The sequence below is a fragment of the Marinobacter sp. UBA3604 genome, assembly GCF_002375325.1.
Taxonomy (GTDB): domain Bacteria; phylum Pseudomonadota; class Gammaproteobacteria; order Pseudomonadales; family Oleiphilaceae; genus Marinobacter; species Marinobacter salarius.
Genome location: NZ_DFMB01000002.1, coordinates 68,391 through 89,347 on the forward strand (window position 1 = coordinate 68,391; position 20,957 = coordinate 89,347).

Consider the following 20,957-nt stretch of genomic DNA (forward strand, 5'->3'; position numbering starts at 1 on the left):
ATTATATCTGCTTGTAGACCACCTCTGACAACCGGCTGCGGTTGCCATCCGTATCCAGAGTGCGGATAGCAAAGTACCAGGTGCCCTCGGTGAGTTCGTCCACCAGCAACTCGTCGATAGAGGCGTCGCCAATGGCCAGGCTTTGGTCCACGTTGTCCTCGCTGTTGCCGTAAACCACCTCAAAGCCGGCAATTTCGCCCATCGCGAGACTGTCACCATTTTCTCTGGTGAGCGGCGCGGTCCAGCTTAGCAGGGCTGCGTTGGTCGGAACGGTGTCCTCGGGGCTTGGCTCGGGGGCCGGCGGTTCGCTGGTGTCGTTGTCCGTTCCGTTGTCGGCGACAGTATCTCCAGTGCTGTTGTCGTCACTGGTATCGGGCTCTGGTGTATCGACAACGCTTGTGTCGTCTTCGCCGTATACCTCTGCAATGGTCTTGAAGCGTTGTACGTAGCGGTATTCGGCCACCACGAGTCTTTGGCTGATGACGCTCGAGTCCACCTCGGCCTGCAGCTCAGAGGCCTGCACTGCCGCGGCAGACACGAGATCGGCCAGAGCGATGTTTTCGCCGTCGCCCATCAGGCTGATCTGGCCGGTTTCGAGAATCTGGGTTGCCACGTTGTTCAGGACATCGGAAATGTTGTTCCATTGGGCGTTGTTGTTGACCAGGGCAAGGAAAGCCGCATTGGCAACGGCGACCTGCAGGGCATCGGCAGACACGCCGTTAAACTCGTCCAGGCGAGTCAGGTCTGGCGGGTCGAGGCGCAAGGAGCCTGCTGCCAGGCCAAACCAGCCTTCAACCCTTTCATAGGCCCCAGAGAGTGCATCGGGGGAGAGCCCGTTCTCGCTACGCTCAGCCAGCGCCACGGCCAAATGGGTCAGCGGCGTGAGGTTGACGGTCTCCATGCGAAGATCACCGGCTCCGCGCAGACTGAAACTATCGTCCAGCATCATGGTGTCGCCAAAGGCAACCGGCTCGGCGCCGCTGCGTTCGCATTGGGGAACGACGTCGCAAGTCATGCGAGTATTACTGTCAGCGGTAAGTTCTACCAAAGCCCAGCTGTCCGCCTTTCCTCGCAATTGCCACACATAACTACCGTCGTTTGCTGTCAAAACCGGTTTTGCGGCCTGTCGCTGTGGAGCATAGTAGCCGTCTTTGTCGGATATCAGGCGAGTGGCGGTCACCAGGCCTTGTTGAATAACGCCTTTCATGGCGGCGCCGGCAAGCTCAACCGTTTCAGCCGCCGGAGTGGTTGACGCTTCTGACTGTGGTGTCGTGGCGTTGTCTGAGGACGTCATGTCGAGACCGCAGCCCGAAAGCAGAACCGCTAAAGATAGAGTCAGCAGTCCATGCTTCGTTAGATTATTGCCGCAAGTTGACATTGTTTCGCACCAATTCATTGACGAGTTCGGACGAATCTTACAGCGGCATTTTTCGGTTATATGCGGTCTGGTTCAGGGTTTTTCGGGTGAGAATCGTCAGGAAGTTGGCGCTTACAGAGCGATACACGGTGAGACTGAGCGTTACATGGTCTCGGGGCGATTTTGGTTTCTTAAGTTTCTGTTATTTATAACGTTTATACTAACGCCTGTATGGTCAGACCTGTTGATTGGGCGCGGCGCCGTTATTGGCAATTACAAATTTAAACAGCAAATGGCGCAGTGTCTTTCAGAACAGCCCCATCTGTGGCTGGGTGGCGTCAAGGCACAACGCGTCCACTGTAGGCACACGTTTTTTCAGCAACTCATTCCAGAGCGCCGCCAGGGAAAGGGCATCGCCCTTGTTCGGCATGTGCATGAAAATATAGGGACGTTTCCCTTCCTCGATCCACGCAGCTGCGCGCTCAACCCAGGGTGCGAGAAACGGACGGTTGGCCTCCAGGTCGGGATGGCCGACAAAGCGGATCACCGGCGCTGCATCCACAGGGAGCAGATGCACTGGTACTCGCGGCTTTTTGCGCTGTGCATCGCGTGTTTCCTCGTTATCCGGGGTCGCGGCAAAGAGTGCCCGGCTGTCCATGCACACCCGTGCAATGCGGCGTTCTCTCAAGCCACGATTCAGGGCTTTCTCGGCCTCCCCCTTGTCAAAGAACGCACTGTGGCGAACCTCAACGGTGCAGATCAGGGTCGGGGGCAGGGCATCCATAAATCGCCAGAGGTTTTCCAGACGCTCTGGCCCGAAACTGGCGGGAAGTTGCAGAAGAATGGGGCCAAGCACATCGTTGAGTGGCGCAATTATCTCAAGAAAGTCCGATACTTCGCGGCCAGCGCCACTCAGTAGACGGTCATGAGTGATCAGGCGTGGAAACTTCAACAGAAAACGAAAGTCATCGGGCACCTGTGACCGCCACTGTCGGCACTGTTCCTGGCTGGGCGTGGCGTAAAAAGTGGTGTTGCCCTCCACGCAATTGAGGGCACTGCTGTAACGCGCCAGTGGGCTCTGACCGGGAGGGAGTCGGCTGGTCCAGTCGGGATGTTGCCACTGGGGGCAGCCGAGAAAGTAGGGTTGTGCCATGGTCCCGTTTTACCACCGTTTATCAAGGGTCTGCTAAAAATTAGTCTCTGTATGTCACAAACATCAGGGCTGCCCCGTCTACCTCTGTAGAACCTACGTGGACATGATGCCACCTCGTGTCCCCCCATGCAGAGGAGTAAGATAATGGAAACGCGATTGAATGCCTACAAGGCTTCCCCGGATGCCATCGCCGCAATGACCCGGCTGGAGGAGTACGTTGGCAGTTGTGGGCTGGAACACAGCCTCATCCACTTGGTGAAAACCCGGGCATCCCAGATTAACGGTTGCGCCTATTGCCTGCACATGCACACCAGCGATGCCCGCAAAGCCGGTGAAAGTGAAGCACGGCTCTACCTGCTGTCCGCTTGGCGTGAGTCCGGGCTCTACACACCTCGTGAGCGGGCTGCCCTGGCCTGGACCGAAGCACTGACGAACGTGGCTGACACCGGTGCCCCCAGTCAGGATTACGAGCAGGGGCGAGCGCGTTTCACCGAGAAGGAGTTCGTCGACCTGACGTTGCTGATCGGTGCGATCAACGTCTGGAACCGGATCAGCGTGGGCTTTCGGGCGGTTCACCCGAATGACCGTAAACTGTAACCAAGTACGCCGGGAACCAATTGCCATGAATGAACAGCCCGCGCATCAGTTTGATCACTGGCGCCGATACCTGACAGGCGTCGCGTACCGCATGCTGGGTTCGGTGACGGAGGCAGAGGATGTGGTGCAGGATGCATACCTGCGTTGGCACCATGCCGATCACCTGTCAGTCGATGATGTGCGGGCCTACCTGACCACGGTCACCAGCCGGCTTTGTCTTGATCGCCTTCGCGCCGCTCATCGGCAGCGGGAGGTCTATGATGGTCCCTGGCTGCCGGAACCTATAGTCGAAAGTCAGGACACTCCGGCAGGCGCCGAGGCGCTTGCCAGTGATGTGTCCTTTGCCCTGATGTTGGCGCTGGAGCGGTTGTCTCCCCTGGAACGTGCTGCGTTCCTGTTGCACGATGTATTTGGGCTGGATTTCAGCCAGGTTGCTGTGAGCCTGGAACGCAGTGAAGCCAGTTGCCGCCAACTCGCAAGCCGCGCCCGGAAACGTGTGCAGGCTGAGCGCCCGCGCTATGAGGTGGGTTCAAGCGAGCATAATCAGTTGACCGATCGATTCTTCGACGCCGCCCGCAGTGGCGATGTGGCAACGTTGAAGGCGCTGCTGAGTGAGAACGCCATACTGCATACCGATGGTGGGGGAAAGAGGATTGCAGCGCGGCGCTTGATTCTTGGTGCCGACAGGATCAGCCGGTTCTTTGAAGGCGTGGCGCGCAAGTCTGCATCGCCCAGCCCTCGGTGGGTTAAAGCCGTTTTCGTGAATGGGCTACCGGGATGGTTGACCATCGAACAGGATGGGCTGCCACAGATCACGACACTGGATGTGGTGGATGGCCGTATCCAGTCGGTCTATGTCGTGCGCAACCCGGACAAACTACGGCATTTGGCCGGCCACCTGCCAGAGTTGCGTGTTTAGGGTGTCACACTGGCGCCACCCCGAAGAGCCATTGGTGAGCCCACATTACCAGCACCGCATAAACCGCAAGGCCACCAACAACCGCTATGGCATCGTTCGCTTTGCTGGCCGGCAGGGTCGCAATCGGCCGCTGGGTTCTGCGTTTCAAGGAGATCCGATCCACCACGGCCCAGGCCAGGAAAGAGCCGAACAGCAACAGGTCGTGCAGCATCCCGTTCGCGAGTAAGTGAGCCAAAGCCCAGAGCTTGACCGCGACGAGCATTGGGTGCCCAAGTTTTGCCTTGATCTTGCCCGGAAAATAGGTGGCCAGCAGTAGGGGAAAGACCGGAATCAGAAGGAGCATGGCCAGGTGCCGGAGCCAGCCTGGAGATGTGTAGATGACGGTCGGGTCGAGGCGGGCGTTGCCATACCCCCAAACGATCAGAACCAGACCGACCAATGCGGCCAGCGAGTAAAGCCCCTTGAACGCCCCTTCGCCAAGGGAGTTATGCAGGCGATTGCGCAGCGGTTCGTTGACGATGGACAGAGAGTGCACGCCAAGAAATAAAACCAGACCAACGATCAGTGTTGCCATTTACCCATGCTCCGTTGAGAAATTCCAGACAGTATAGTTGCGCAAACCGGGACAGGGCAGCCTCAAGCGTTTATCATCCGGAGCCTGTTTTACCGGATTGAGAAGGCCCCATGAAGTTTCCAAAAGTCACGGTCGTATTGGTTTCCGCAGCCCTGTTGTTCGTACTTTGGGAGCAGACCCGGGAGCGCCCGCAACCCGCGGATGCCCGCCGTTTTGCCAACCTTGCGGATAATCCAGTCGAACTTAGCGTAGCCATGGACTGGGTCGTTCGCCAACTCCCCGTGTTGTGTGAGGACGCGACTGGACAGGATTCGGACTCCGGGGCTCATTCGACGTGCGTCAGTGAAGGGGAGACCCGTACATCGGCCTGCCGACGTGCGGTTTATGATCGTTTTCCGAGTGTGATCGCCTCGGAACAGGTGTTCCGAGATGTCGCCCTCAGCGCGATGAACTGCCTTGTCCCGCAGTCCGGATTGGTTGAATAAGCTTTTAACCAATGACGTACAGGATGTATGGACGGTGTTTTATGCGAGTATCCCGGACGAACACCTGAATCGGCACTATAGTGGGGTAACATCAACACCATAGTGAGTTTCCGTGTTCTGTGGCCAGACGATGACCCGTACTCAATGCCTCGATAGTGTCCTCCGGCTCCAAAGCCGAGCCCTCTTTATTGCTGGGACTCTCTCTTTCAGTCAGATCGCTTGGGCGCAAATTGACACCGACAATTGTATTGTCAGCGAAATCCAGCCGGACGCCATTGATCTTGACCAGCCCCGGGATCAACTGGCTCGCCAGAGCGACTTGGATATTCCGGCAGGTGCCAGAATCGGCCGAATAAACATTATTCGGCGCCCGATCTTCGATACCAGCGATCCGGAACAGGATAACTTTCTTTATCGCACGCTGAACGCTCTAAATACCCCGACCTGGAAATCGGCCCTGCGTGCCCAGTTGGTGTTCGACGAAGGTGACGTTTACCAACCGGGTACGCTGGACGAATCCGAACGTATATTGCGGCAGAGTGAGTACCTGACGGCCGCGTGGATCGGTGTTACCCGCGTTTGCGGGAATGAGCTGGAAGTCACTGTCTTTGCACGTGACACCTGGACGTTACTGCCGAGCGTTGGTGCTTCCAGGACGGGAGGCGAGAATAAAACCAACACCGGCCTTTCTGATCCGAATTTCCTGGGTTCCGGCAAGAGCGTGGGGATTTCCCACAAAAAAGATGCCGACCGCAGCGAGACCAGTGTCGATTTCGATGATCCGAACGTGCTTGGCTCCCATTGGCAGGCAGGCCTTTCCTACGATAAGCGCAGTGATGGGCGCGGTCGCAGTGCGTACCTTGACGTCCATTCTACAGTGAGCTGGCGGAGTGGCGATTTGGCCTGAGTGGTGAGGATGACATTCGCGAACAATCCCGCTATGTGGGGGCGGAGGCAATTGCGGACTATCGGCAGGACCGCGATTTTGCCAGTGTTGATGTCGGCTGGCGACTGGCAGAACGCAATGGCAGCCAGTTAAGGCTGCTTGCCGGTTTTCGCTACGATGCTCGGGCGTTTGAGCGCTTACCGGATGAAACCAATCTGGACCTTCTGCCCGATGATCGGACACTGAGCTACCCATGGGTCGGGTTTGACTACCGTGAGAACCGCTTCCGGGAAATGACAAACCTGACTCGTCTGCAACGGGTCGAGGACGTGCGGGACGGCTTTGTGTGGCGTACCGAGCTGGGGTACTCCTCGCCGGGACTTGGAGCGACGGAAGACCGCGCCGTACTGAATATGGACTTCCGGGATGCTTTGCTGGCCACTGACACCAACTACGCCAGCTACGGGTTCAGTCAGAGCGGCACCTGGCGATTTGACCAGCACCGTTTCGAGAACCTTATCGGAACCCTGAGCCTGGAGTACTTTCATGGCGGGGCAGTGGATTGGAACAGTTGGTACACCAACCTGTCGTTCACGGCAGCGCACAATTTGACCGTGGATCAACAGCTTCTTATTGGCGGTGACAATGGCCTTCGTGGTTATCCGAGCAACTACCAGCAGGGCAACAGAAGAGCGCTGTGGACACTGGAGCGCCGTTACTTCCCGGACTGGCACCCTTTCGAGCTGTTTCGCATGGGGGGTGTGATTTTCACCGATGTAGGCAGAGCCTGGTTTGATGATGGTCGCAATAACGGACCCGATGACGGCGTACTGACAGATGTGGGTTTTGGCCTCAGGTTGGCTTCAAGCCGGATAGAAGTACAGCGAATGCTGCACCTGGACTTTGCCTTCCCGCTGGCGGGAGGCGACAGCGTTGACCAGGTGCAGGTGCTATTGCGGGGGCGGTCGCGGTTCTAGACCGATAGTCATGTTGCCTGTGAGCAGCGATTGGTGAAAACGATCTGATTCTAAAGCGAGGTAGTGCTAAAGACTCATAGAAACGGCTTCTTCGTCTCATAGACTGCACGAGCCATATCGAATACGCTCGTGCTTTAGAACCAAACGCCGGACGCTGGAGAACACCAATGACCTCAGCATCAACAACGCTCAGAGAGCTGAACGGCCTTAGCCTGGCCCCATCAAGTCTTTCCGAATCTGCTCTGATCATGATCGACTACCAGAATACCTACCTTGAAGGCGTCATGAAGCTTGAGGGGGCTGACAAAGCCATGGAAGAGGGCCGGAAACTTCTGGAACTGGCCCGCGGCGAAGGTATCCCGGTGTTTCATATTCGCCACGATGCTGGCCCAGGCTCACCCTATGACGTTAGTGCTCGCATTGGCGCCATTGCTGACGCGGTTGCGCCGAAAGACGGCGAGCCGGTTATTACCAAAAACTTTCCAAATTCGTTTGTGCAAACCGATCTGGATGAACAGCTCAAAGCTAAGGGTATTAAAAACCTCATCCTTGCAGGGTTTATGACGCACATGTGCATCAACTCAACCGCCCATGGTGGGTTCAACCTGGGGTATGCACCTACCGTGGTCGCCAGTGCAACGGCCACCCGCTCCCTGAAGGCGGCAAATGGCAAGGTACTGTCCGCGCAGGAAGTGCATGACGGCGCATTGGCTTCAACGAGGGATCTTTACGCCGCAGTTGTGGACAAGATAACGGATTTACCTGCTTGATTGATCAATGGCTGGGCGCTTGGTGAGTTAGCGAAACACTTGAACGCCCAGCTCATACTAAGAGCTGGGCCAGCCACCCAGGAACAATAAGCCTATGGCTGCAGCAGGTTGCAGAGCTCATCGAGCGCCTTGGGAATTGATTCGGCAAAAGCGTCCATTTCGCTGGCAACCGTATTCGCTGTGCTTAAGTAGATTCTGAGACTGCCTGGCAGTAATACATATCCCACCCCAATGCAGGTTTCACTGGTTGAACCAAACCCAAAATGTTGAATGTGTTCTGAAGGTGCCGAGCTGGTACTCAGGGCGTCTGTTCTCATTGTGAGCCAGCCCGGAGAGTCATAAAGTGCCAGTGGTCGGTGCGCGCCGAGACGCTTGCCATCGCGCTGTTGTATGAGCTGTAGTTCCCATAAAAGCTGTTCCGGTGCGTCACCCATCTGGCAGGATTTTGCTCTTGCGACATGCGCTTTTGCTGCTGCCACTAGTGCGCTGCGACATTCTTCGTCGCTGGTGTCGCAGCTTTCCATAGCCATGACAAGCTGAAGTATTTCAGGAGTGACGACGCGCATGGCCTCGGTCCGCCCATGACGGTACTGACGGGTGGCGATTGACTCGTAAGTGGGCCCGATAAAACCTTTCGCACGGTAATGGGCGAGTTGGAAAGCCAATTGCACCAAAGCATCCGGAGAGACGTGAAGCTGTTTTGCTCGATTGGCTCCAAAAGTGTCCAGTGAAACCGTGGTAGATGTCATGCTAGCTGCGTAATGTGAGAATTCTGTAGCGGCTTCCCGAATGTCTTTTCTCAATGCGTCATTCAGGACGAATTCAACGGGTGATATCAGCGTAGGGGAGCTGTCGTTGTCCTGCCCCAATGAGTTCGATGGGTTTGTAGGAGTCTCCATTAGACTGTCTACCAAGCTTAGTGCGGTCGTGCCATCCAGTTCACAGTGTTCGATGTTGATGCCGGCGTTACCGTCCTCCATGACTACCAGGGATAGAGATTTGTCGAACCAGCGATTACCGCCATTACCTCTGAGCAACTGGTTGCACGCTTCAAGGGTGGTTTGGGGCTGAATGTCGTCCAGGCACAGACAGAACAAGGCACGTTCAATACTGTCCAGAGACTCGCCGTTGATCGGGGAAATGCTCAGCAGCTGTTGCCGACTTTCTGCCCATTCGGCACGGGCTTTGGTCGTCAGATGACCAACCGACATGTCCACAGCTGCATGTGTCTCTGAAGCCGCCAGAATAATCTCGATTGCGGACTGAATCTTACGCTGTGGTATTTGTTGACCGTCGACGTCCAGCACGTCCATTCGAAACATTCGCCCGTAACGGAACACCAGAATATGCCGCGCACTGGACGGCCCCGGCCACTCTGGTGTGTATGGCGCGCGTACGGTATCAAGCGGGTCCCCGGGGATACGTGTGGTTGAAAACAGAAACTGGTGCTGGCGCATGGATAGGGGAGCTCCCCGCTGCATGTGCACCGGAACCTGACCTGAATCAAGCGCTTGTTTATAGGCTACCGCACGATCAACCAGCGTTGCCGCCCGATGAACAGAAGGTTCTCCGGTTTCCTTGAAAAGAAAGAAGAAATTGGCGTTGAGGGCGATTCGGTCACGCCGTCCCAGATATCGGTATTGCCAGAACTTGTCGAGCCAACTGTATACGTCGCTGCGCTGATCGAACGCCTCAAGTGCTGAGTACAGTGTGTGTGAGGGACTATCAGACTTCAGGAATTCTGCCACGGATGTAACGGTTTCCTGATACTCTGCGCTGGTGAGCAAGGGGCGACACCAGTCGAGAAAGTGCTCCGCACTCTGGTGCAATCCAGGAAGTTTAACTCGGGGCAGGTCTGCCTCTTTGGAAAAAGTCCCTGGCATGTTGGCTGTTTTGTCAGGCTTTTGCATTGCTATTCTCTTGTGTCGGCATGGATCGGTTTTTCGTTGGCTGGCATTGAGATATACAGTTCTGCATAGAGCCAACCATCATCCTCAACGCCCCGGTAATCAACGCCTGCCTCCGCCAGCGCGGCAAGCACCCGCGCCTGTTCCTGTGGGACAGCGAATCGACGTTGCCTGAAAACGCCGGCCACTTTTCTGGTTTCGTAGCCCCGTACAGTCAACGCGTCAGCAACCGCTTTGAAAGAGAACATTCTCAGAACAAAGTGCGCCATCCAGGGGCGTTTTTCTCCGGAGGCATCGATAATTCGCGTGATGGTTTTTTCCGTCACATACCCCACACAACCGGTCGATAGAACGATGTCCGTGTTCTCAAGTTGCGCAAGCTGCTCTGCCGTGGGCTGGTCATGCTCAAAGTCCGCGTTTATCACATCGTCTAACAGCCCTGCGTCGATCGCGTACGTTAGTGCCGGGGCTGAGCAGTCGAGACCAATCCATCGGCTGTGATCTTTTGACGATTGCGCCGTCAGGCACATTCGGTCGCGTTTGATCAATGCGTCCCTGCACAGAGCCCCAGCGCTCTGGCAGCCGTAGTGTTTGTAAAGCCTGTTCATGTTGGTGCCGTAGCGAATCAGCGCGGCATTGATGCCATAGGAGCTGCCAATGTCGACAATGGTTGGCGTCGACACTCGCCTAGTCCGGCGATAAGCGTCAATCAGGTTGGTAAAGTGGGGCAGCGCCAGTTGAGGGATGCAATAACCAAGCCGCTGGAGCGTTATGAAATAGTCACGGGGGTCCGGTGCGGTATAGATGTGATCCAGTGAGACTTTGCCGGTGTTGTCCAGTTGCGATGTATCGTTCATTGCGCCTCCGTTAGCAAAAGCCTGTTGATAGCTAATCCAGCAAGTGATCGTTTCTTACCACAGCTCTTGCCGTATGGACTGGCGCCAGTCGTCCGAATAGCTGAAGGGTTCGTGTAGGGCTTCCAATAACACCCCTGCGTTCGCTGTACGCAAAGATCGCGGAGTGTCGAGTGGTCGCGCCTTCGACTCTGCTTACACGGTGCAGGGAGTAACGCCCCATGAAGAGCTGTAGGTCGCCGGGACACAGGTTGATCTTACGAATACGGCCGCTACGTGAGCCCCTGAGAACAGCGTTGACGTCTCTGAAGTGCTCTTCCTGAGCTGTGCGGATGTGCGGGCAATATTCAAATAGGCCACCCGCCTCTGGCGACTGGGTAAGCAGGCTGACAGTAAATTCATTCGTATCGAAGTGCCACGGATGCTCTTTGCCGGGAGCGATGACATTGAGTACGAGCCCGGAAAACGGGTCAGCCAGCTCGTGGACGCGTTTAAGCTGGAAGCAATCTGCGATGAAACTCTGGAACAGTGGGTTGGTGTAGAGTTGCTGGATTATAGCCGTTGAGGGAATCTGGTCTCGTGCAACAAATGCGTTGCCACGTTCCATGGTCAGGTTGCCAGGGTGCCAACGGGGGAGCACCGTATTGATATCGATGTTGTAGGCGTTAACCATCTCCGTCCTGTAGTACGCGTTGATCGCCATTGCTGAACTTTCAGCCTCAAGACGTACCAGAGCTTCCGGCAAAATAAAGGATGAAAGAATGGCGCAACCTTCCCTCGCCAAATCCTGACGTATACCGTCGATGGTGTCGTTCCAGGCACTGTCACCTGGCAGGGTCAGCGGGTACTTGGCGAGGTTTACACAGTTCTTGATGATGCTGTGCTGGAAACCGAAGAGGTTCACGGTGGCGCTCCTCATACGAAAATACTCAGCGGCATCGAAATGCCATATACGATGCGTTGAGTCTGGTTATCGCTGAGCCTAAACCACGCTTCAGTTACGAATAACTGACATTTCGTCGGAACGCGCTGAGTATTTGGTCTTACTCAGTAGGAGGGGGCCACAGGCACAATGGGTTGTGCCTGTGGCTATCGTCTACTGCACTCGCTCAATTTGTACTCGCGCAATAGGGTTATCCCAGCGCTGATTGCCTCCCAGTGTGGAGGCATTCAGTCCATCGTCTTGGGTAACGACTCCGGGGTGAACGTAAACGGCATTTCTAACATCGTCCCTATCGGCGTTGAAACCCTCGGCCAGTCCACTGGCAGCAGGACCGGGCACGGTGTCAGCGGATTCGGTATTGGCTTCGGTGCCGGCGTCGTAGGCGTTCAGGTTGTAGGTGTAAGTGCCAGGTAGGGTGGGCACTGTCAGGCTGTTGAGAGCCAGAAAGCCATCGTTGGTGGGCAGCAGCATGGCCACGACGGAAAGCTGTGTGTTGGCTGTGGCGTTGTTGGTATTGACGATTGCCGTCGTGGTCTCTCCTGGCGCTAACAGTCCCGCAGCGGGATTGGCAACCGTGGTGGCGCCCGCTGAGTCCGAGGCGGTAACCAACGGCATAATGTCACCATTTTTGGCGGCGTGCGCTACTTGGCCGGTCACTATTAGGAGCGGAAGGGTTCTCTACGGCACAATACCTTTGGAACGCTTCTCTGAACCTGCCATGGGCCCCGAAAACACGTGCTGACTCTGGACGAACAAACTGCGCAACGAATTGTCGACCGCACAATGCAAGCGATTGGTTGGTCCGTCAACGTGATGACGCCGGACGGTATTATTATCGCGTCCGGCGAGCCTCGCCGGGTCGGTGATCACCATGAAGCTGCGAAGCTTGTCGCCAGCAGTGGGCATCCACTGATCATTGATGACTCTCGCTCCGGCGCGTACTCGGGAACCCGTCCGGGTGTAAATCTGCCCGTCACCGTTGGCGGGGAGATGGCGGCTGTTGTTGGTATATCCGGTGCGCCTGAAGAGGTCTCCCAGTACGCGGATCTGGTTCGTATTACCGCTGAGCTAATGCTCGAGCAGGCGGCATTGCTGGAAGCAGGGCAGCATCGACGCCGACAGATTGAAGACGTGCTGCTGGCGGCGTGTGAAGGCAAAACCGTGCCGGAAATCTGGTTCGAGCAGTTGGGTATTGAAGCTGATTGTCCGAGGATAGGACTGATACTCGAAGCAACAACCCAGGTTGCGGTGGAGCAGGTGCTTGTGCCGTTGGCACCCTATCTCGAGCAGCATCATCGAGCAGCGCTTGCCGTTCGCCTGTCGCCAAGGCAGCTCCTGATTTTCGCGGAAACCGGGCCAGGCCAGTCTGAGTTCAAAAACCTGCTGGCAACCTTGGCTGCCCGTGGCAAAGACGACGTCATTCTTGCGACAGGAAAATCATTCACCAGGAACTTCGTAGCCGGTTATCAGTCCGCTACCGCGACGCTGGAAGTGGGGCGCAGGAGAAAACCGGGAGCGAGCATTCTCCGCTACGAAGAGCTTCGAACTCCGGCGCTCTGGCAGAGTCTTGCGCCACACTGGCAGCAAGCTGAATTGCAGTCACTGATTGAGCCCCTTGTTGAGCATCGGCAGGGAGAACTCTATCTCAAGACGCTGTCACGGTACATTGATTGTGACGGCGAAATAAAGCGATGTGCTGACCAGCTAAGCATCCACCCCAATACGGTGCGTTATCGGCTGCAGAAAATCGAAGCGCTCACCAGGCTGTCTCCGTTTGTGCTCCGGGATTTGCTGGTGCTCCAGTTCGCCCTGGAAACACGTTAGAAAAATTGTTCAAGTCCACAATTTAATGTACTAAATTAGCAAAAAAATTGTTCTCGTCGCTAACGACCAGGGTGCTGTCAACTTTTAAACTAGCTGCCGAGGAATGCCGACCCCTACGCATAGAAAACAATACTGAACGGAGAGTATGAATGCATCTGGTCCTGATTCTGCTGGTATTGATCGTCTTTATCGTATTTGCCACCAGCAAGCTCAAGCTGAACCCCTTCATTACCCTGTTACTGGCCTCTTTCCTGGCCGCATTTGCTTTTGGCCTGCCAATCGACACCATCGAGAGTACCATCAGGTCGGGTTTCGGCGGCATTCTGGGATACATCGGTTTGGTGATCGTTCTAGGCACCATCATCGGTGTCATACTTGAGCGCACCGGTGCAGCCATTGTCATGGCGGAGAGTATCGTCAAACTGCTGGGCCAGCGTTTCCCGACGCTGACGATGTCGCTGGTTGGCTTTATCGTGTCCATCCCGGTGTTTTGCGACTCGGGTTTCGTGATCCTGAACAGCCTTAAACGATCCATGGCGAGGAAGCTCAGTGTGTCACCGGTAGCCATGACGGTGGCCCTTTCCACAGGGCTGTTTGCAACCCACACTCTGGTTCCACCCACGCCAGGCCCCATCGCGGCAGCCGGCAATCTGGGGCTGGAAGACAACCTGGGGCTGGTTATTGCCGTTGGCTTTGTGTTTGCTTTGATTGCCGCGCTGGCAGGCCTGTTCTGGGCGAGCAGGAGCCGGAATCTGGGCAGCACAGAGCTTGAGCTGGCAGAAGAGGCGTTTGAGGAGGCCAGAGAGCACTATGGTGAGCTGCCGACTCCCTGGGCTGCATTTGCACCGATCTTTGTCCCGATACTATTGATTTGTATGGGGTCGGTTGCGAGCTATCCGACGGCTCCGCTCGGAGAGGGAGCTCTGTACGAGACGCTGAATTTCCTTGGTAAGCCTCTGAACGCATTGATGATTGGCCTTGGCTTTGCGTTGATGCTTATTCAGGGCAAGCAAAAGCTGGATGAATTCGCCCGTCATACGCAAAAGGGCCTGGAGGTATCTGCTCCCATTATCCTGATCACCGGTGCGGGCGGGGCCTTTGGCAGTGTGCTGGCTGAAACGGCATTGGGGGATTATCTTGGAGATACGCTCTCGACACTCGGGTTGGGTGTCATCATGCCGTTCCTTGTCGCTGCCGCGCTGAAATCCGCACAGGGCTCTTCAACCGTTGCGCTGGTCACGACGTCGGCGCTTGTGGCGCCCCTGATGACGCAACTGGGGCTGGACTCGGAATTCGGTCGCGTGTTGACGGTGATGGCCATCGGTGCTGGCGCCATGACGGTTTCCCACGCCAACGACAGTTATTTCTGGGTGGTTTCCCAGTTCAGCAAGATGGATGTGGCTACGGCCTATAAGTCCCATACCACGGCAACACTGATTATGGGGCTGGTCACGATTTCGATGGTTTGGCTGACCTCACTGGTAGCACTGTAATATGCGGATCCTCATCGCGCCCGACTCATTCAAGGAGTGTCTGCCTGCCAAGGAGGTGGCGGCTGCGATTGCGCGCGGTTGGAGTCGGGGGGCGCCGACGGATGAGGTGGTGCAGGTTCCGCTCGCCGATGGCGGTGAGGGAACCACGGTGGCCCTGGTTGAGTCGCAAAACGGGACGCTGCATTGCGCTGACGTAACAGGGCCACTGGGTGATCCAGTAACGGCGCAGTATGGTCTGGTCGCCGACGGCCGCACTGCTGTTGTCGAAGTGGCGGAAGGCAGTGGGTTGCACCATGTGCCTGCCGGCCGAAGGGATGCCATGAAGGCAACCAGCCGGGGGACGGGAGAGCTCATCAAGGCCGCCATGAAGCATAGACCGGACACCCTGGTGATGTGTCTGGGTGGCAGCGCAACAACCGATGGTGGAGCTGGCATTCTTCAGGCTCTTGGCGCCCGGTTGCTGGACTCCCATGGTCAGGAGATTCCGTCAGGTGGCGCCGGCCTGGCTTTGTTGTCGAGTCTCGACGTGTCCCCCGCCGTTAAAGCACTGGAGAACACTCGCCTGGTTGTCGCCTGTGATGTCAGCAACCCTCTGAACGGCGCCGATGGCGCCGCAGCCGTGTTTGGCCCCCAGAAAGGGGCCACTCCTGCACAGGTGGCCGAACTGGACCGTAACCTGAGCCGGTTTGCGGACATTGCGGGCAAGTCCGGGTACGACATACGTTCGTTCCCGGGCAGCGGTGCTGCAGGCGGGATTGGAGGTATGGTTGCGGGTATTCTGGGCGCCAGCCTGAAGTCCGGAATCGAGCTGGTGATGGAGACCGTGGGGCTTGAGACACAGATGCGTTCGGCGGATCTTGTGATCACGGCGGAAGGGGCGATTGATGGCCAGAGTGCGGCAGGGAAGACACCAGCAGGTGTATCAGCTTTGGCCCGAAAGCACGGAGTGCCGGTTCTTGGCCTGGGTGGAAAAGTGGGCAGTGACTTGACGGCCCTTCATGACCTGGGATTGGCCGCAGCGTTCTCTATTGTGCCAGAACCGATGACGCTTGATGAGGCCATGCGGGATGGACAGAAAAACCTGGAACAATGTGCAGAACAGCTAGCCCGGCTGGTTCATGCCATTCGTGGGCAATGACGCCCGGGCCACAAAAAAGGGCCACTCCTGAAAGTGGCCCTCATCGTTAAGTGGATGATGTAACGAGAAGGGTTACTTGATCCACTTGTCACCCCAATGGGTAATGTCGCGTTGCGGCTCTGCCTGCAGTGCGCGAGCACCGGCCGCAGGTTCCGCTTCTTCCGCTGCGGCGATTTCCTCGTCAATCACTCGGGTTGAGAGTGACAACCAACTGGTCACGAAGGCTGCGGCATCGCCATTGATTTCAAGGGCGAGCTCGTCAACATTGGTGATGTCGTCACAGGCTGAGTGGTAACAGGGGTCGAACGCGACACCGGCTTCGCCACCGAATTTGGCGGCCTGCTCTTCGGTTTTCAGCACTTCAGCGCCGGTAAACAGCCCGCCAAACGCTATGCCGTCCTCGAAGAACTGAGCGTAGTCTGAGCGGAAGCTGATTTGCGTGCCCTCTGAGGCAATTTCACGCAGATTGAAGTACTTCTCGAACAGCGCCTCCGTGGCGGCTGACCCGGGAGGACCTGCCAGATCGAAGTCGGAACCATCGCCATCGTAGATAAAGTTGCCGAAGTTGGGCGAACCAATCATGTCGTAGTTCAGATAGACCTTGATCTTGTCCTTCTCTTCCTGGGAAAGGCTGTTAACGTAGAACGTTGAGCCAACCAGGCCGGCCTCTTCCGCACCCCACCAGGCAAAGCGGACCTGATTACGAGGGTGAGCCCGTTTCATTTGCAGCGCCAGTTCAATTAACGCAGCGCTGCCGGAGCCATTGTCGTTGATACCAGCCCCTTCAAACACTGAATCCAGGTGAGCGCCCGTCATCACGACATTGTCAGGGTTACCCCGATTAGTTTCGGCAATCACGTTGGACGTTTCGGTTTGCTCTCTCACCACGTTGGTCACGACTCTGAGCTGGAGGTCCTGCTGCTCAACCCAGCCAGCGCCAATGTCGTAGGTGGTGAACACAACCGGAATGCCGCCAGCGTAGTCGTCGCCCAGGGTGGCGTTGGTCAGGCCTTTACGGTCTTCTGTGTTGCCCTGGTTGAAAATAACCACACCTGTGGCGCCGGCATTGGCGGCGTTGGTTGCTTTCTGCCCGAAGGCGCAGGCTCCCCGTTGGATGACGGCGACCGAACCGGCCGGAAAGTCGGTAAAGTCTTCAGGTTCGCAACCACTGGTGGAGGTGTTGTCGGGGCCGAGTTGAACATCGACGGCGACGGCCATGCCTGTCACATCGCCCGGCTCGGTCTGCGACAGGTAAGTAAAGTCCTCCTCCCAGACATAGTCGGTCGGAGTAGGTGCCGTGGCCTGCAGAATGCCATCCCCGGTCGGGTAGAAGGCATTGAAAGGAAACTGCTGGATGGTCACGTCATAGCCGGCACTCTCCAGTGTGGTTTTAACGTAATTGACCGTCGCCTGGTATCCAGGTAAGCCGGCAGCGCGATTGCCATCGTTGGCCTCGGCAATGCCGTATAACCGGTCCAGGTGGTATTGGATGTTGCTTGCCTGCATACATCGGGGCAGGCCGAAGGGGGTGCTGTTGAGAATGCCAAAGCGACATTCGAACGGGCTGATGCGATCCGGGCTCCAGAAATCATTGAGTAAATCAGCGGTGGATTTCTGGCCGGGTGCGGCGTGTGCGGTTATTGCAAAGAAAAGAGATCCTAAAGCCATGGTGCGGCTTGCGGTGCTGATATGCATTTGTTTTCTCCAATCCTGGGAGTTTGTTGTTAGATCCGCTTGTGGCGGATTTCAGCGAGGGCCACCTGAAAGGATGGGAAACAGGGGCCCGGGCATCACTACTTCCTTCGATGCTTATCGCAAGACTAGTCGTGGAATATTTGTCTATCCATCCCAGAAACATTACAAAACGTTAGGGTTTTTTGAGGCGGTCATCAGCGTGATTCCTTACCGCGCTGATGACCGGGTCGGGAGGCGGATTACCAACTTTGTATCAGTAGTCAGAATCCGTAAGAACGGGAGATGGTCGCTTTTTCACCGGACTCAACCAGCTCCTGGTAACCTCTGTTGAGCGCCTGAAGAATCTCGGCGGAGGTCTCTTTGTGAACGGCGAGATACATCGGGGTTTCACGGAAGGTCAGAACGGGCTCAAGCCCCGTTATATCGGAGGCATCAGCGGCCAGGTAGGGGCCAGCAAGGCCGTCAGCCACCCATAGGTCTATCTGATTTTCTGCCAGGCGCCGGGCGTTCAGGCCATTGTTGCTAATGGCCGAAACTTCAAAGCCTTTGTCCGCCAGGTAGTTCGTCATCACATCGCCTTTGTAGCCGCCGATCCGATACTGACGGGCGTCTTCCAGCCGCTCGAGTTCAATGGGCGAGCCAGGCTTGGCGAATAAGGTCCACTTGATGGAGGACAGCGGCCCCACCCAGTCAAAAAATGGCTCGCGATCGTCTGTTTTGGACACGCAATAAATGCCATGGTCAGGATGTCGTTCGACACGGCTGAGCCCATAGCTGAGGTCCCGAAGCTTGATGCTGTAATCCAGCTCAGCCTTTCCGAGGAGTGCTTTCACAACGTCGGTACAAAGGCCGGTAATATCTGCCTTCGAATGCGCAAATGGCTGACCATTGGTGGTCATGTTGTACGGAGGATATTGTTCTGTGTAGATCCGCAGTTCTTCAGTGGCGGTCGCACAGCCTGCCGTCACGAGCAGGGCCATTAACAGCCCGAATTTTCCTTTCATGAACACACTCCACGTTGATAGTTACGTATTTATCGAGTGCGGCATGGTATTGATTGGGGAGCCAGCATGGCATGCTGGAATCCTCTTCTTTACATTTTGGCAATGTAGTGAAAGTCGCAGGTAAGGTGGTCAGGATCTGACAGGCTTTCTCCCTCGCACTGCCATAAGCTTGGCCACTTGATCCACCGCTGCGTCACTTATTAAAGGGAAATACTGCTATGCCGATTTCTGTGCACTATGGACTGACGGTGTTGATATGGGGCCTGACCTGGACGGCTATTCGCCTACAGGTTGAGTCTGCACCGGTGGATGTTTCGGTGTTCTATCGCTTTTTGATGGCTTCCGGTGTAGCCCTGGTAGTGCTTGCATTGCTTGGGCGCCTGCAGACGTTGACGCTCAAGCAGCATGGGTGGCTTTTTTTGCAGGGGCTGACGCTGTACAGCGTGAACTTCCTGCTCATATACCGTGCTGCCGAGTCCATGACCAGTGGTTTGCTGGCGGTGGTGTTTTCACTGGCGGCGCTGTTCAATGCCTTGAATGGCTGGCTATGGTTGCGGTTGAAGCCCACCGCCCGTCTGTATCCCGCTGTGGCGTTAGGGATTACAGGCGTGGCGCTGCTGTTCTGGCATGATTTGCAGCTTGGTAACGCCACCGGTGCCAGCATCCTGTTTGCGGCTGCCGGCACTTTCTGGTTTTCCATGGGGAACCTGGTGAGTATCAAGGTTCGGCTGGCACAAATCCCTTTGTTGGTGGCGAACGCCTGGGCCATGGTTTACGGCGCGGTGATCCTCGGCGTCTGGTGCCTGTTGCAGGGCGTGGAGTGGGTGGTGCCAACCTCCGCGACCTTCTGGGGCGCAACGGTTTTCCTGGCGGTACCCGGTTCCATCATTGCGTTCTACTGCTACATTACGGTGATTCAGACCCTGGGAGCAGATAGGGCGGGGTACGCGACAGTGCTTTTTCCGGTCGTCGCCCTGAGTGTGTCGACCTGGCTGGAGGGGTTTGAATGGACAACAACCGCCGTACTGGGTGCGTTGTTGGCCATCCTGGGGAATTACGTACTGTTTCGTCGAGCCAGTTAATCTCTCGGGTGGTATCGGGAGCGCTTATTCTGAATGCCCCCCGGGGCGCGCAATCTGTTTCGAGAGCCGGCTGGGATCCATGGCCAGGATGTCCTGCAGCGGGCAGGGTTTGTGTATCCCAAAACCCTGGACAAGATCCACGCCGATCTGGTCGAGCAGCACCCTTGCTTGCTCTGACTCCACGTATTCCGCCACAGTGATCATATTCATGGTACGGCCGATATCGTGAATCGCTCTGACCATTGCAAAGTCCGTTTTATCGGTCTCGATGTCGCGCACGAACATGCCATCGATTTTCAGGCAGTTCACTGGTAACCGGCGCAGGTAGCCAAAGGATGACAGGCCCGAACCGAAATCATCCAGTGCAAAGCTGCAGCCCATCAGGCTCAGTCGTTTCATAAAGGACTGTATTTCCAATAGGTTATGGACGGCGGCTGTTTCGGTGATTTCAAAACAGATCTTGTCAGGCGGAACCTGATAGTGGCCGAACAGGTCCACTACGAAGTCTGCAAAATCCGCCTGGTCAAACGACCGTCCCGACAGGTTGATGTGGCATGCCTCCAGTGCCTCCAGGTGTTCCGGTACCTGAGATAGGTTTTGGAGGACATTCTCGATAACCCAACGGTCGATTCTGGCGGCCATGCCATAACGCTCTGCCGGAGGCAGAAAGGCGCTGGGAGGCACCACCGAGCCGCCGGCCGATCGCATGCGGACCAGAACCTCATATCGCAACCCATTGTTTTGCCGGTTGGTGGGGGTGATCAACTGACACTCCAGGAAGAGCAGGTTTTCCTGAAGAGCGGTCTGGATACGGTTGTGCCACTCCATCTGTCCTTGCTGGGATGCCATATGTTCGTCGTCCAGCGACATGACGGAAACACGGTTCCGGCCACTGTCTTTGGCGGCATAACAGGCGATATCTGCAGCCTTCATGAGGGCGCTGATGCCCGAACTCTCATTGTTAATCGGCACCACACCAATGCTGCAGCTGATGGTGTGGCTGGTTTCCTGCCAGGTAAACACGAGGTGATCGAGTGCCGCGCGTACCTTTTCAGCCACCTGACCGGCCGTATTGAGGTCGCAGTTCTGCAGAATGATGCCAAACTCATCGCCGCCCAGCCGCGCGAGGGTGTCGGCTTCACGCAGATTGTTGGCGATGATGTTCGCTACCTGGCGCAGGAGCTGGTCGCCAGCATCGTGGCCGGACGTGTCGTTCGCCACTTTGAATTGATCAAGGTCGACATAGCACAGCGCATGCTGTGTATTTTCGTTGGTGCGCCAGGCATGGCGCGTAGCGCC

The 20,957-nt window shown here is 56.4% G+C and carries 20 protein-coding genes; 10 read left to right on the forward strand and 10 right to left on the reverse strand.

What is annotated here, in order from left to right; genetic code table 11:
- Position 1 precedes the first annotated feature (1 nt).
- Entirely contained in the window at positions 2–1,294 is a 1,293-nt protein-coding gene (locus B2590_RS00600) for a hypothetical protein (protein WP_286810357.1), read from the reverse strand.
- A gap of 370 nt (positions 1,295–1,664) precedes the next feature.
- Entirely contained in the window at positions 1,665–2,510 is an 846-nt protein-coding gene (locus B2590_RS00605) for a DUF72 domain-containing protein (protein WP_286810358.1), read from the reverse strand.
- A gap of 144 nt (positions 2,511–2,654) precedes the next feature.
- Between B2590_RS00605 and B2590_RS00610 the strand changes: the two genes are divergently transcribed.
- Positions 2,655–3,107, forward strand: coding sequence for a carboxymuconolactone decarboxylase family protein (locus B2590_RS00610; RefSeq protein ID WP_136633182.1), 453 nt, complete (start codon positions 2,655–2,657; stop codon positions 3,105–3,107).
- Positions 3,108–3,132: 25 nt separating this feature from the next.
- Complete coding sequence (locus B2590_RS00615; protein ID WP_136633181.1) at positions 3,133–4,026, forward strand: sigma-70 family RNA polymerase sigma factor; 894 nt, start codon at positions 3,133–3,135, stop codon at positions 4,024–4,026.
- Positions 4,027–4,030: 4 nt separating this feature from the next.
- Here the strand turns inward: B2590_RS00615 and B2590_RS00620 are convergent, their stop codons facing one another.
- Entirely contained in the window at positions 4,031–4,600 is a 570-nt protein-coding gene (locus B2590_RS00620) for an NnrU family protein (protein ID WP_036209321.1), read from the reverse strand.
- Positions 4,601–4,710: 110 nt separating this feature from the next.
- Here B2590_RS00620 and B2590_RS00625 point away from each other — a divergent pair, with 110 nt between their 5' ends.
- The 4 genes from B2590_RS00625 (at position 4,711) to B2590_RS00640 (ending at position 7,718) form a co-directional block, all read left to right on the forward strand.
- The gene (locus B2590_RS00625; protein WP_126811825.1) at positions 4,711–5,085 is read left to right on the forward strand and encodes a hypothetical protein; all 375 of its coding nucleotides are present in this window, start codon (positions 4,711–4,713) and stop codon (positions 5,083–5,085) included.
- A gap of 130 nt (positions 5,086–5,215) precedes the next feature.
- Positions 5,216–5,992, forward strand: coding sequence for a hypothetical protein (locus B2590_RS00630; protein ID WP_286810360.1), 777 nt, complete (start codon positions 5,216–5,218; stop codon positions 5,990–5,992).
- Positions 5,993–6,027: 35 nt separating this feature from the next.
- A complete protein-coding gene (locus B2590_RS00635; protein ID WP_286810362.1) occupies positions 6,028–6,948 on the forward strand; it encodes a BamA/TamA family outer membrane protein in 921 nt (306 codons plus the stop codon).
- 167 nt (positions 6,949–7,115) lie between these two features.
- Positions 7,116–7,718: a cysteine hydrolase family protein gene (locus B2590_RS00640; RefSeq protein WP_199480758.1), complete on the forward strand. Its 603-nt coding sequence runs from the start codon at positions 7,116–7,118 to the stop codon at positions 7,716–7,718.
- 92 nt (positions 7,719–7,810) lie between these two features.
- Here B2590_RS00640 and B2590_RS00645 read toward each other — a convergent pair whose 3' ends face one another.
- From B2590_RS00645 to B2590_RS00660, 4 genes are all read right to left on the reverse strand, one after another.
- Positions 7,811–9,628, reverse strand: a complete 1,818-nt coding sequence (locus B2590_RS00645) for a choline/carnitine O-acyltransferase (RefSeq protein ID WP_197061340.1) — start codon at positions 9,626–9,628, stop codon at positions 7,811–7,813.
- Between the two features lie 2 nt (positions 9,629–9,630).
- Positions 9,631–10,482, reverse strand: a complete 852-nt coding sequence (locus B2590_RS00650; protein WP_036209331.1) for a hypothetical protein — start codon at positions 10,480–10,482, stop codon at positions 9,631–9,633.
- 31 nt (positions 10,483–10,513) lie between these two features.
- Positions 10,514–11,383 (reverse strand): HalD/BesD family halogenase, encoded by an 870-nt coding sequence (locus B2590_RS00655; RefSeq protein WP_206512118.1) that lies wholly within the window; start codon positions 11,381–11,383, stop codon positions 10,514–10,516.
- Between the two features lie 192 nt (positions 11,384–11,575).
- Positions 11,576–12,079, reverse strand: a complete 504-nt coding sequence (locus B2590_RS00660) for a spondin domain-containing protein (protein WP_286810367.1) — start codon at positions 12,077–12,079, stop codon at positions 11,576–11,578.
- 78 nt (positions 12,080–12,157) lie between these two features.
- Here B2590_RS00660 and B2590_RS00665 point away from each other — a divergent pair, with 78 nt between their 5' ends.
- The 3 genes from B2590_RS00665 (at position 12,158) to B2590_RS00675 (ending at position 15,877) form a co-directional block, all read left to right on the forward strand.
- On the forward strand, positions 12,158–13,246 hold the full coding sequence (locus B2590_RS00665; RefSeq protein ID WP_286810368.1) for a CdaR family transcriptional regulator: 1,089 nt from the start codon (positions 12,158–12,160) through the stop codon (positions 13,244–13,246).
- Positions 13,247–13,395: 149 nt separating this feature from the next.
- A complete protein-coding gene (locus B2590_RS00670; protein WP_126811835.1) occupies positions 13,396–14,739 on the forward strand; it encodes a GntP family permease in 1,344 nt (447 codons plus the stop codon).
- A 1-nt stretch (position 14,740) separates the two neighbouring features.
- Positions 14,741–15,877 carry a glycerate kinase gene (locus B2590_RS00675; protein ID WP_286810372.1) on the forward strand — a complete coding sequence of 379 codons (1,137 nt, stop codon included), beginning with the start codon at positions 14,741–14,743 and terminating at the stop codon, positions 15,875–15,877.
- A 72-nt stretch (positions 15,878–15,949) separates the two neighbouring features.
- Here B2590_RS00675 and B2590_RS00680 read toward each other — a convergent pair whose 3' ends face one another.
- Positions 15,950–17,572: a M28 family metallopeptidase gene (locus B2590_RS00680; protein WP_286810374.1), complete on the reverse strand. Its 1,623-nt coding sequence runs from the start codon at positions 17,570–17,572 to the stop codon at positions 15,950–15,952.
- A 260-nt stretch (positions 17,573–17,832) separates the two neighbouring features.
- Positions 17,833–18,576: a substrate-binding periplasmic protein gene (locus tag B2590_RS00685; RefSeq protein WP_286810376.1), complete on the reverse strand. Its 744-nt coding sequence runs from the start codon at positions 18,574–18,576 to the stop codon at positions 17,833–17,835.
- A gap of 218 nt (positions 18,577–18,794) precedes the next feature.
- Here B2590_RS00685 and B2590_RS00690 point away from each other — a divergent pair, with 218 nt between their 5' ends.
- Positions 18,795–19,658: a DMT family transporter gene (locus B2590_RS00690; protein WP_286810378.1), complete on the forward strand. Its 864-nt coding sequence runs from the start codon at positions 18,795–18,797 to the stop codon at positions 19,656–19,658.
- Between the two features lie 24 nt (positions 19,659–19,682).
- On the opposite strand, the gene B2590_RS00695 is transcribed toward B2590_RS00690, so the two are convergent.
- The coding region (locus B2590_RS00695; RefSeq protein ID WP_286847779.1) for a putative bifunctional diguanylate cyclase/phosphodiesterase at positions 19,683–20,957 on the reverse strand (1,275 nt) is incomplete at its 5' end.